The following is an 11,298-nucleotide window of genomic DNA, read 5'->3' as shown; positions in this document are numbered from 1 at the left end:
GTCACGGGTTGCTGGGCGAGGGGGTGGGCTGCGGCGCGGGCGCGTTCAGCGCCTGCTGGTCGGCGAGCGCGATGGCCAGCTCGCCGGCGGCCGTGGGGTGCAGGGGCGCCTCGGCGCCCGTCCCCTGGACGAACGGGCCCTGTGAGCAGAGGCCGTGCCCGGAGAAGTGCTGCGGGACCGAGCGGAACCCGAACGCCCGGGCCCCCTTGTCCAGCAGGGCGTTCATGTCCGCCAGCCGCCCCCGGAGCGCGTCGGCCATCGCCTGGTCGACGCCCTGCGAGCGGAGGCAGTCGACGTTCTCGCCGAACGGGTCGTAGTACTGGTTGATGAGGACGGCCGGGTGCTGCGGCAGCCGCTTCAGCTGGCCGAGCAGGTCGTAGTACTCCGTGGCGAAGGTGTTGAGCTGCTGCTGGTAGTAGGCCGTCGAGGCGCGGTCGTCGCAGGCCTTCGCCGCCAGGCAGAGCCCGGTCAGCTCGGCCCACCGCACGTCGTTCGCGCCGATGCTGACGATGACCACCGACGCCTTGCTCGCCCGCTGGGCCACCGCCAGCTGCGGAGGAGCGACCTGGTGGCCGACGTTCTGGACGTCGAGCAGCCCGGACGTCACCGTCGCGCCGCTGCACGCGAGGTTCAGGACCTTCCACCGGTTGGACTGCGCGAGGTAGACCGCGTACGAGTCGCGGCTGCGCTTGCACGCCCGGTCCAGGGCGTCCGGGTCGTCGACGAGGGGGTTGCCCATGGCCGCCGCGGTGGAGTCGCCGATGACGACGGCGTTCACGTCGTTCAGGGCCGGACCCCGCGCCGGTGGGACGGGGGAGGACGGCGCCCGGCCCACGAGGTCCTCGACCGAGCCGACCCTCTTCAGCGCCTCCGGCGTGCTGGAGGCCAGCAGGTACACGCACGCCGAGTTCGCGGCGAGCACGCACAGCACCCCCGTCGCCAGCACCTTGACCCGGGTGGCGCCCGACCAGTGCTGCACTCCCGCCAGCGCCGCCAGCAGCAGCGCCGAGAAGCCGGCCGAGACCAGCGTCTCCCACAGCAGGTAGCGGCGCCAGCCGTCGGTGAGCCGCGCGCTCAGGTCGAGGGTGCCGTGGTCGCCGTCCCGGGCGAACTGCCCGACCTGCGCGTTGATCGTGATGTGGGTGAGCTCGAGGCGGGGGCGGATCGGGCCGCGGAACTCCGGCCGGGTCGAGATCGCCTGCCCGAACAGGTTCACCTCGCCGGGGCCCGAGCCGGACAGGCGCGGGGACGTGGCGCCCACCTGCACCGTCTGCCCGGCGGCCTTGACCGTCTGCATGGGGGTGACGCGCACCGCCAGCCAGATCGACAGGGCGCCGAGGAACAGGCACGCCACCACGTTGAGCAGGATCTTCACCCGCCTGCGCCAGGCGGACGGCTCAAGGCGGCCGGTCGTCGTCCGGTCCTTGCTGGACTTGATCAGCTGCATCGTTTCGTCTCTTGTCGGGGACAGGCCGTAGCTGGTCTTCCCATGCGGCCACCGGTGATTCGTCACTTCTCCGCTCGACCTCCGGGACGGAACGGCAACCGGAGGACGGCGTGACGCTCACGTCGACGCGGTCACGGGGCGGTGAGCGGGAGGCGTGCGGTGAAGCGGGCCCCGTCCCCGGGGCGGGAGTCGACGGTGAGGGTGCCGCCGTGGGCGTTCGCGATGTCGCGGGAGATCGGCAGGCCCAGCCCCGTGCCGTTGGGGTCGCGTTCGCGGGAGCTGTCCAGGCGGGTGAACCGCTCGAAGATCTCGTCGTGCCGGTCGTCCGGGACGCCGTCGCCGTCGTCGGCGACGGTCAGCACCGCGGCCGCGCGCTCTCCCGGCGGCCGGTCGACGTCGAGGGTCACCTCGACACGGCTCTCGGCGTGCCGCTGGGCGTTGTCGAGCAGGTTGGCGAGCAGCCGGTTGATGAGCAGCCGGTCGCAGTCCAGCACGACCCGCCGGGCCAGCTTCCCGATGATGTGGATCCGGTCGGTGGCCTCGCGGCGGCGGAGCTCGGCGGCGACCAGGGCGCTGAGGTCGGTGGGCTGCGGGTGCAGCGGCTGGCCGGTGTCCAGCCGGGTGAGCGTGAGCAGGTCGGTCACGATGGCCTCCTGGCGCTCCACGCTGGCGAGCACGTCGGCGGCCACGCGCGGCCATTCGGACTCGGGGTCGGCGAGCGCGTTCTCCAGCCGCAGGCGGATCGACGTCAGCGGGCCGCGCAGGTCGTGGGAGGCCTCCGAGGTGAGGTTGCGCAGATCGCTGACGGCCGTGTCGAGGCGCTCGAGGGTCGTGTTCATGGTCTCGGCCATGGCCTTGAGCTCCTCGGGCTCCGGCACGGGGACCCGGCGCGCCAGGTCGGTGGCGGTGATCTCGGCGAACTCGTCGCGGATCTCGGCCATGGGCGCGAGGACGCGGACGGTCGAGCGGTGCACGATCGCGAACACCATCGCGGCCACGGCCACCGTCGCCACCGCCGTGCCCGCCGCCAGCCGCCGCGACCCGAACCAGGGCACCCGCGGGAAGACGAGATAGATCATCAGCGGGGCCTTGCCGCGCTGGTGGTGGGTGACCTCGGCCGGAATGCGCGTCGCGAGCAGCATCCTGTCCCCGGAGCCCCGGGTGCGCCAGGGCCGGCGCGGGTTCCGCAGCCGGTGCTCGACCTGCGTCCGCGCCCGGGGCGGGGTGATCCGGCTGAGCGGCGGGCCGTTCTCCAGGCCCTCCGTCGCCGCCAGGATCCGGCCGTCGGCGTCGATGACCTGGATCGCGTTCCCGAACCGGCCCGGCAGCGTGGGGCTCAGCGGCCCGCGCAGCATCTGGTGGAACACCTGGTCGACCGTCAGCTCACCGCGTTCACGTGCGAGGACGGCCCGGTCCCTGCCCACCTTGCGGAGGAACAGCATGGCGGTCGCCGCCGCCTCCAGGGCGGTCAGCCCGGCAGCGGCCAGCGCGGAACTCGTCCGAAGCGGCAGCCGCTCCACCTTGCGGAGCGGCAGACCCAGCACGCCCACCGACACGACCTTTCTCAGGCGAACGAACGCTCAGGTTGGCTGTATCCCGGGTGCCCGGAGGCGAACGGCCCCTCAGGCAAAGTTGTCTCCAACCCTGCGGCTCACCACCGCATGGGAAAATGTCGCGTGATCTGGGGGGGACGGCGTGGAACCGGATGGCGAGGACCTCCCGCCGCGGGTCGCGCGCGCGATGTCGTGGACCGCGCTGGCGCTGCTCTTCTGCATCCGGGCGTTCGATGCGGCCCGGGGCGGCGCGAGTGCGGAAGCGCTGCTGTTGGCGGCGGCTCCCTACCCGCCGTTGGTGGCGTTGCTGGCCGGGCGGTTCCGGCCGGGTGTCCGCATCGGGCTGCTGGTGGCCTTGACGGCGCTGGCGCTGATGCCGTTCGCCGATCGCCGCGGCCGTCCTCGCACTGCAGGTCGTGCTGTGCGTCACCCCGCCTCCCGTCGCCCCGCCGGCGGACATGGTGACGAACGTGCTTTCCCCCCTCATCCTGGCGTGGCTGTTCTACGGCCTGTCCCGGCTCGGCGACCTGGTCGTCCTCCTCGATCGGGCCCGGCACGAGCTGGCGGCGGCCGCCGTCGCCGCCGAGCGCGACCGGATCGGGCGCGACCTGCACGACGTCCTGGGGTTCAGCCTGTCGGCGGTCGCGCTGCGCGGCGAGCCGGCCCTGCGGCTGCTTGACCGCGATCCGGTGCGCGCCGCCACCGAGCTCGCGGCGCTGGTCCCCGTCCTGGAACGGGCGCACGCCGAGCTCGGCGCGATCGCGGGCGGATGGGTCCGCCTGGAGCCGCGCCGCGAGGTCGACGCGGCGATCGAGGTGCTGGAGGCCGCCGGCATCGCCGTCCGCGCCGAGGTGGAGACCGGGCCGCTGCCGGACGGGACCGGCACCGCCCTGGCCGCCGTTCTCCGCGAAGCCGTCACCAACGTCCTGCGGCACAGTCGGGCGCGTACCTGCACCATCACGGTCACCGGCTCGGACGGCGCCGTGCGGCTGCGGGTCGTCGACGACGGCGCCGGCGGGCTCCGGGCGCCGGCCTCCGGCGGAACGGGCCTGGAGAGCCTGGCGGCCCGCGCCGGCGGACGGCTGTCGGCGGGGCCGCCCGGGGAGGCGGCTTCGAGGTGGTGGCCGAGTTCCGGTCAGATCCAGCCGGCCTCGGTGGCGATGCGGACGGCGTCGATCCGGTTGCGGGCACCGAGCTTGCCGACCGCTGAGGTCAGGTAGTTCCGCACCGTCCCGTAGGACAGGAACAGCCGCTCGGCGATCTCCATCGGCTGGGCGCCGGTGGCCGACAGGCGCAGCACCTCCGCCTCCCGCTGCGTGAGCGGGCTCTCCGGAGCCAGCAGCGCCGCGGACGCGAGCGCCGGATCGATCACGGTGCCGCCCGCCGCGACCGTGCGGACGGCCGCCGCCAGCTCGTCCGGCCGGACGTCCTTGCGCACGAACCCCGCGACGCCCGCCTCCAGCGCCCGCCGCAGATGCCCGGGACGGCTCAGCGCGGTGAGGATCAGCACCCGGCAGCCGGGCGCCCGCCCGGGCAGCAGCGCCGCCGCCGCCAGCCCGTCCATCTCCGGCAGGTCGATGTCGACGACCGCCACGTCGGGCCGGTGCCGCTCCGCCGCCGGCACGATCCGGGCCCCGGAGTCCACCTGGGCCACGACCTCGATGTCGTCCTCCAGGCCGAGCAGCTCGGCCAGCGCCTCGCGCAGAAGATGCATGTCCTCCGCGATCAGCACACGGATCACGGTCCGCCGCCGACGATCATGGTCATGGGCCGATGATATGTGCATTTTTCACACGCGACCGGTGACGGCGGCACTGTCCCGGCCCCGGGCGAATTGCCAGCATCGTCCTGCACGGTGAAACGTCCGAAGAAGGAGTCCCCTTGATTTCCACCATCCTCCCGAGCGGCTACTTCGCTCCGCTGGAGAAGGTCCAGACCGGACTGGGCGCCGATGACCAGATGGCCTGCCTGAACCTGGTCGCCCGCTTCGAGTGGTGCTTCGACTCGCGTAACTTCGACGCGCTGGGCGAGATGCTCACCGAGGACTTCGTCCTCGACCACGTCTGGGGCTACCGGGAGGGCCGGGAGGCGGCGATCGCGCTGCTGCGGGAGAAGCTGCCGATCAACGACGGGCTGCGCCACGCCAGCCTCAACCCGACCGTCCACGCCGAGGAGGACGGCACCGCGACCGCGCTGTCCTACCTGCTCGGCGTGCTGGTGGGCGAGGACGGCGACGGGCCGCAGCGGCCCATCATCGCGGGCGAGGGCCTGCGCGTCGACCGGTTCCGCAAGGAGGACGGCCTCTGGCGGATGACCGCGTGCACCGTGGACCAGATGTGGGTGCACAGCTCGTTCCCCATCCCCGACGCCGAGCGAGCGCACTACCGTCTGGACGCCGCCTCCCGGCCCCGCATCTGACCGCCCCGGGGTGCCCGGAGGCGGGATCCTCGATGGTGCGGTCCGCGAAACCGAAGACGGACAGGCCGCGCGTCTTTGGTGAGGCTTACCTTATATTCGACCGATGCATCCTTCTGAGATCCGGACGGTGACGACCGAGGCCGAGCTGCGGGAGATCGTCCCGGAACCGCCGAGGCCCCTCTGGGACAAGGACATCGGCAGGATCGACGAGCACGCGCGCACGATCATCGCGCACTCGCCGCTCGTGCTGCTGGCCACCTCGGACGCGGAGGGCGCCTGCGACGTCTCGCCGCGCGGCGACCCCGCCGGCTCGGTGCTGGTCCTGGACTCCCACCGGCTGGCGCTCGCCGACCGTCCCGGCAACCACCGGGCCGACAGCTTCCGCAACGTGCTGCACAACCCCCGCGTCGGGCTGCTGTTCCTGGTGCCGGGGATGAACGAGACGCTGCGGGTGAACGGGCGCGCGACGCTCGTGTCGGACGCGCCGTTCTTCGACGACCTGGTGGTCCAGGGCAAGCGGCCGCGGCTGGCGCTCCTCGTCGACGTCGAAGAGCTGTACATGCACTGCGCGAAGGCGTTCCTGCGCTCGTCCCTGTGGGACCCCGCCACGTGGCCCGACCGGGGCTCCCTGCCCACGCTCGGACGGATCGTCAAGGACCACATGGGACTCAAGGACCTGGCCGCCGACGCGATCGACGCGGACCTCGCCGTGGACGCCTCGACGAACCGGTACTGACGCCCCCGGTGCCGCCCCTGCCGGGGCGGCACGCTCCGCGCGGAACTCGTCGCGAAACGGGCGGAGTGGTGATCGCGGTTGTCACCGCGGTGGCGATTAACGGCGGCGGGCGGCGTCGAGAAGAATGGAAACCGTGGGTGGCGGTGGGTCCGCCGCACGACGTCCTGATGGAGGCACCGGTGTTCGGCTTCAAGATCCTGCCCACCCTCGCGGCCGTGGTGCTCGGCGCCGGCATCGCCACCGGAAACGGGCGGGCCGCGTTCATGGCGGCGCTAGCGCTGCTCGCGCTCCAGTGGGTGATCGGGAAGGTGCGCTCCTGAGCCGCGGCCGGCGCTCGGTCCGCGGCGCGGGACGTCCGCCGGCCGGGACCTGACCAGCCAGAGGCCGGTGAACACGGCGCAGGCGAGGGTGACGGCGCCGGCCGTGAGGAAGGCGCCGCCGAGCCCGGCCTCGAAGGACGCCCCGCCGGACTGGCGGGTGCGGACCACGGCCCCGAGGACCGCGACGCCGAGGACCGCGCCGATCTGGCGGGTGGTGCTGCTGATGCCGGAGGCGAGGCCGCCCTCCTGCGGGCCGACCGCCTGGATGGCGGCGCCCGTCAGCGGCGACATGGTCAGCGCGAACCCGATGCCGACGACCGCGAGCCGCCACCACACGTTCGCGTATCCGGTGCCGGCGTGCACGACCCCCAGCGTCAGCAGCCCGAGTCCGGCCAGTGCCAGGCCGGCGGTGACCACGATCCGGAACCCGTACCTGGCGGCGAGGCGTCCCGCGAACGGGCTGACGACCACCATGGCGAGGGAGGCGGGCAGGGTCTGCAGGCCCGCGCGCAGGATCGAGCTGCCCTGGACGTACACGAAGAACTGGGAGAAGAAGAACGACGACCCCATGAGCGCGAACCCCACCACGATCATGGCGGTGTTGGACACGGTGAACAGCCGCTCCCGGAACAGGCGCAGCGGCAGCATCGGCGTCGAGGCGCGCGCTTCGACGGCGACGAACGCGGCGAGGACGACCGCCGCGGCGGCGAAGCCGCCCAGGATCACGGGCGACGTCCAGCCGCGCGAGCCGCCCTCGATCAGTGCGTAGGTCAGCGCCCCCACGCCCAGGATGGAAAGGACCGTCCCGGGGACGTCGATCGAGGGGGCTCCGGGATTGCGCGACTCGCGCAGGGCGCGCGCCCCGGCGACCAGCAGGAAAGCGCCGATGGGCCCGTTGACGAGGAAGATGGCGGGCCAGCCGAAGGCGTCCGCCAGGACGCCGCCGGCCGGCGGCCCGGCCGCCAGGCCGATCCCGCTGAGGCCCGCCCACAGCCCGATCGCCCTGACCCGGTCCTGCGGGGCGGGATGGGCGGCGGCGATCAGGGCCAGCGAGGCGGGGCTCAGCGCCGCGGCGCCGACGCCCTGGGCGATCCGCCCGGCGATCAGCCACCCGATCGAGGGGGCGGCCGAGCACAGCACGGACGCGGCGGTGAACACCGCGACGCCGGCCAGGAACACGCGTTTGCGCCCGAAGCGGTCGGCGAAGACGCCGCCGGACAGCAGCAGCATGGCGACCAGTAGCACGTAGGCGTCGACGATCCATTGCAGGCCGCTCAGGTGCGTGTGCAGCCGCCGCTGCATGTCAGGCAGCGCCGCGCCGACGATCGTGCTGTCCAGCAGCACCATGAACTGCCCAAGGCAGGTCACGGTGAGCAGCGCGGCACGGTTCGGCCGGACGGCTGCGGTCCCGGCCAGTCCGGTCTCGGGCACGCCTTCGGATGTGGTCAACGGGGGTTCCTCTCGCGGGCGCGGGGACGACACTTCGTACTTCGATAATGCCGAAGTATCGAAGTGTTGTCCATCGACGATCCCGGAACGTCGAACGATCGAGGTATCGTCGGGGCATGCGACCGCTTCCCCAGCCCGCCCGCGAGGCGCTCGCGCTCGCGCCGGTGCTGCACGCGCTGGGCGATCCGGTGCGCCTGGAACTGGTGCGGCGCGCCTGGGCGCATCCGGAGTCGACCTGCTCGGTGCTCGCCGACGGCATGGACGTGCCGCTGTCGACGCTGTCCAACCACTGGCGGATCCTGCGCGAGGCCGGGCTGATCAGCATGGCCGTCGACGGCCGGCACCGGCGCGTCCGGCCGCGCGACGGCGACCTGGACGACCGCTTCCCGGGGCTGCTCGAACCGATCCTGCGCCTCGGCGCCGCCGAGGCGCTGGATCGCGGCTTCCGCTGATCGGACGGTCCGGCGGCCGATCAGCGCGCGGACGGGCGCTCGGCGTCCGGGACCGCCGGTGAGAGGCGCCGTTCGCGCGACCGGGTGTTCGGGCGGGGGGCGGTGCCGGCCGTCGCCCGTCCGCTGAAGGCCCACGTGGCGAGTGCGCAGAGCGCGAACGCCGCGCCGAGGACGGTGGGGCCGGTCCATCCCGCCGCGTCGAACGCGGCCGTGGTCGCGGCCGCTCCCAGGGCGGAGCCGAGCGAGTAGAAGAGCATGTAGGCGCCGATGGTGGCGCTGGTGCGGTCGGGAAAGGCGGCGGTCAGGGTGTGCTGGTTGCTCACGTGCACGGCCTGGACGGCGAAGTCGAGCAGGACCACGCCGGCGATCAGCAGCGGCAGCGACCACGGGAGCTGCCCGATCGCCGCCCAGGAGACGAGCAGGAGCGCGAGCGCTATGCCGGTGACCCGGCGCGCGTGCCCGGCGTCGCCCCACCGTCCGGACCGGGCGGCGCCGAGGGCCCCGGCCAGCCCGGCGACGCCGAACAGCCCGATCTGCGTCTCGCCGAGGTGCCACGGCGCGCCGGCCAGCGGCAGGGCCATGCCGCTCCACAGGGTGCCGAACGAGGCGAACAGGAAGAACGCGATCAGCCCGCGGCTGAGGAACACCGGCCGGGTGAACAGCCCGCCGAAGGACCGCAGGGCCTGGCCGTACCGGGCGGCGTCGCGGCGGGCGTCGGCGGGCAGCAAGGTGAGGGCGAGCACCGCGAGGACGGCGGCGAGGACCGCGAGGGTCAGGTAGATGCCGCGCCAGCCGCACAGGTCGGCGAGGAGGCCCGCGACGACTCGCGCGCCGAGGATGCCGATGACCACGCCCGAGGTCACGATGCCGAGGTTGCGCCCGCGCTCGGCCGGCGGGGAGACCGACGCCGCGTACGCGACGGTGGTCTGCACCACCACCGCGAACGCTCCCGCCGCGGCCAGCCCGGTGAACGCCGCCCAGGCGGCCGGGGCCGCCGTGGTGACCGCCGTCCCCGCCGCCACCAGGGCGAGGTGCGCCGCGATCAGGCGCCTGCGGTCGAGGACGTCGCCCAGCGGCACCAGCAGCACCAGTCCCGCCAGGTAGCCGAGCTGCCCGGCGGCCACGAACCAGCCGAGCGCGTCGACCGGGACGCCCAGGTCGCGTCCCATCGGTCCCAGCACCGGCTGCCCGGCGTAGACGCTCGCCACCGCGACCCCGCACACGGCCGCGAGCAGCAGCCTCGTCCTCCCGTTCACCGGGCACCTCCATTTGGTTTCATTTTGCAACTGATCGGAGGCTAGGCCACAATGGTTTCAATCCGCAACTCATGGGGGAGCGATGGCACGCGACGGCACCGACGGGCAGAGCCCTCCGTGGACGGACCCGAGCTGCCCGGTCGCCCGCACGGTCGACCTGGTCGGCGACCGGTGGAGCCTGCTCATCATCCGGGACGCGATGGACGGCGCCCGCTCGTTCACCGACTTCCAGCAGCGCACCGGCATCGCCCGCAACATCCTCACCGAGCGGCTCCGCAAGCTCACCGCCCGCGGCCTGCTCGCCCAGGTCGACTCCCCGTCGGGCAGGCGGCGGCTGTACGCGCTCACCGACGCCGGCAAGGACCTCTTCCCCGTGATCGTCACGCTGCGGCAGTGGGGCGAGCGCCACGCCTTCGACGCGGGGGAGGAGCACTCGGTCCTGGTCGACGGCGACGGCGCCCCCGTGCCCGACCTCCTGCCCGTCGCGTCCGACGGGTCGCCGCTGACGAGCGAGACGACCTCGGTGCGGCGCCCCACCTGACCCCGGCGAGGGAGGCGCCGCCGTTCACCATGAGGACTCCATTGCGCGAACCTCAATATCGGGCTTTTTGGGGAATTCGCATCGGATGAGCGGTCGCACGTTTTTCCTGTGGCCGCTAGTGGACTCGCCGAGGTCGGATTTCAGCGGATCTCTAGTGATCCTCGAATGCCGCTTCTCCCGCCCGCCTTAACGTGGCGCCATGACGACACCCCAGAAGAGCCCGGCGGCAGAGACCTGGCAGATCGGAAAGGTGACCGTCCACCGGATAGCCGAAGTCCCGCTGCGCGGGTTCGGCCGGTGGCTGTTGCCTCAGGCGACCCCGGACGTGGTCGCGGAATCGGCGTGGCTGAGCCCTTTCTACGTGGACGACGACGGGCAGCTGCTCGGCTCCGTCCACGCCTTCGCCGTCCAGATCGGTGACACCCGCGTGCTGGTGGACGCCGGCGTGGGCAACGGCAAGGCCCGCCCCTTCCCCGCGTGGGACCACCTGTCCACCCCGTTCCTCGACCGGCTGGCGGAGGCGGGCTTCACACCCGGCAACGTCGACGTCGTGATCAACACGCACCTGCACCAGGACCACGTCGGCTGGAACACCCGGCTCGACGGGGACCGCTGGGTGCCCACCTTCACCAACGCCCGCTACGTGTCGGCCCAGGCCGAGTACGACTACTGGGGCGGCGTCGAGCTGGAGCCGGACCAGCGCGAGATGTTCGCCGACTCCATCGACCCCGTCCGCGAGGCCGGGCTGCTGGACCCCGTCGACGTGCCCGGCGCCGGCGTCGAGGTGGCGCCGGGCGTGACGCTCGTGCCGGCGCCCGGCCACACGCCGGGCCAGGTCATGGTCCGGCTGGACGGCGGCGACCGCGCGGCCGTGATCTCCGCCGACTGCCTCCACCACCCGGTGCAGTTCGCCCGCACCGCGATGTGCGCGACCGTCGACGTGGACGCCGAGCAGGCGACCAGGACCCGGCGCGCGCTGTTCGCCGACCTCGCCGGGACCGACTCGGTCCTGTTCGGCAGCCACTTCGACGCCCCGTCCGCCGGCCTGGTCCGCAAGGACGGCGACCACTACCGCTTCCTGCCCGTCGAGCTCGACTGAACGGCGGCCGGACGGCCCGCCGCCGAC

At 73.2% G+C, this 11,298-nt stretch carries 12 protein-coding genes; 7 read left to right on the top strand and 5 right to left on the bottom strand.

Going from position 1 to position 11,298, the window contains the following annotated elements; genetic code table 11:
• Window position 1 precedes the first annotated feature (1 nt).
• Together ABZ914_RS36815 and ABZ914_RS36810 are read right to left on the bottom strand one after the other, a co-directional pair.
• Window positions 2-1,447, bottom strand: coding sequence for a GDSL-type esterase/lipase family protein (locus tag ABZ914_RS36815; protein ID WP_500198957.1), 1,446 nt, complete (start codon window positions 1,445-1,447; stop codon window positions 2-4).
• 131 nt (window positions 1,448-1,578) lie between these two features.
• On the bottom strand, window positions 1,579-2,997 hold the full coding sequence (locus tag ABZ914_RS36810; RefSeq protein ID WP_500198955.1) for a sensor histidine kinase: 1,419 nt from the start codon (window positions 2,995-2,997) through the stop codon (window positions 1,579-1,581).
• 473 nt (window positions 2,998-3,470) lie between these two features.
• Here ABZ914_RS36810 and ABZ914_RS36805 point away from each other — a divergent pair, with 473 nt between their 5' ends.
• The gene (locus ABZ914_RS36805) at window positions 3,471-4,220 is read left to right on the top strand and encodes a sensor histidine kinase (protein ID WP_500198953.1); all 750 of its coding nucleotides are present in this window, start codon (window positions 3,471-3,473) and stop codon (window positions 4,218-4,220) included.
• Here the strand turns inward: ABZ914_RS36805 and ABZ914_RS36800 are convergent.
• Entirely contained in the window at window positions 4,136-4,741 is a 606-nt protein-coding gene (locus tag ABZ914_RS36800; protein ID WP_387026599.1) for a response regulator transcription factor, read from the bottom strand. The two genes, ABZ914_RS36805 and ABZ914_RS36800, sit on opposite strands and share 85 nt — an antisense overlap.
• A gap of 140 nt (window positions 4,742-4,881) precedes the next feature.
• Between ABZ914_RS36800 and ABZ914_RS36795 the strand changes: the two genes are divergently transcribed.
• The 3 genes from ABZ914_RS36795 (at window position 4,882) to ABZ914_RS36785 (ending at window position 6,474) form a co-directional block, all read left to right on the top strand.
• Entirely contained in the window at window positions 4,882-5,418 is a 537-nt protein-coding gene (locus ABZ914_RS36795) for a nuclear transport factor 2 family protein (RefSeq protein WP_500198951.1), read from the top strand.
• Between the two features lie 103 nt (window positions 5,419-5,521).
• Window positions 5,522-6,154 carry an MSMEG_1061 family FMN-dependent PPOX-type flavoprotein gene (locus ABZ914_RS36790; RefSeq protein ID WP_500198949.1) on the top strand — a complete coding sequence of 211 codons (633 nt, stop codon included), beginning with the start codon at window positions 5,522-5,524 and terminating at the stop codon, window positions 6,152-6,154.
• Window positions 6,155-6,222: 68 nt separating this feature from the next.
• Complete coding sequence (locus tag ABZ914_RS36785; protein WP_500198947.1) at window positions 6,223-6,474, top strand: hypothetical protein; 252 nt, start codon at window positions 6,223-6,225, stop codon at window positions 6,472-6,474.
• On the opposite strand, the gene ABZ914_RS36780 is transcribed toward ABZ914_RS36785, so the two are convergent.
• Window positions 6,427-7,923: an MFS transporter gene (locus ABZ914_RS36780; RefSeq protein WP_500198945.1), complete on the bottom strand. Its 1,497-nt coding sequence runs from the start codon at window positions 7,921-7,923 to the stop codon at window positions 6,427-6,429. The two genes, ABZ914_RS36785 and ABZ914_RS36780, sit on opposite strands and share 48 nt — an antisense overlap.
• Before the next feature lie 116 nt (window positions 7,924-8,039).
• Between ABZ914_RS36780 and ABZ914_RS36775 the strand changes: the two genes are divergently transcribed.
• On the top strand, window positions 8,040-8,375 hold the full coding sequence (locus ABZ914_RS36775; protein ID WP_500198943.1) for an ArsR/SmtB family transcription factor: 336 nt from the start codon (window positions 8,040-8,042) through the stop codon (window positions 8,373-8,375).
• Between the two features lie 20 nt (window positions 8,376-8,395).
• On the opposite strand, the gene ABZ914_RS36770 is transcribed toward ABZ914_RS36775, so the two are convergent.
• Window positions 8,396-9,631 carry an MFS transporter gene (locus tag ABZ914_RS36770; protein WP_500198941.1) on the bottom strand — a complete coding sequence of 412 codons (1,236 nt, stop codon included), beginning with the start codon at window positions 9,629-9,631 and terminating at the stop codon, window positions 8,396-8,398.
• A gap of 82 nt (window positions 9,632-9,713) precedes the next feature.
• Between ABZ914_RS36770 and ABZ914_RS36765 the strand changes: the two genes are divergently transcribed.
• Together ABZ914_RS36765 and ABZ914_RS36760 are read left to right on the top strand one after the other, a co-directional pair.
• Window positions 9,714-10,172, top strand: coding sequence for a winged helix-turn-helix transcriptional regulator (locus ABZ914_RS36765; RefSeq protein WP_387026586.1), 459 nt, complete (start codon window positions 9,714-9,716; stop codon window positions 10,170-10,172).
• A 199-nt stretch (window positions 10,173-10,371) separates the two neighbouring features.
• Entirely contained in the window at window positions 10,372-11,271 is a 900-nt protein-coding gene (locus ABZ914_RS36760; RefSeq protein ID WP_500198940.1) for an MBL fold metallo-hydrolase, read from the top strand.
• Window positions 11,272-11,298 lie beyond the last annotated feature (27 nt).

Source organism: Spirillospora sp. NPDC046719 (assembly GCF_040645715.1).
Classification (GTDB): Bacteria; Actinomycetota; Actinomycetes; order Streptosporangiales; family Streptosporangiaceae; genus Spirillospora.
Note: the sequence above shows the minus strand (reverse complement) of the source record. Positions and strands in the feature narration are given on the sequence as shown.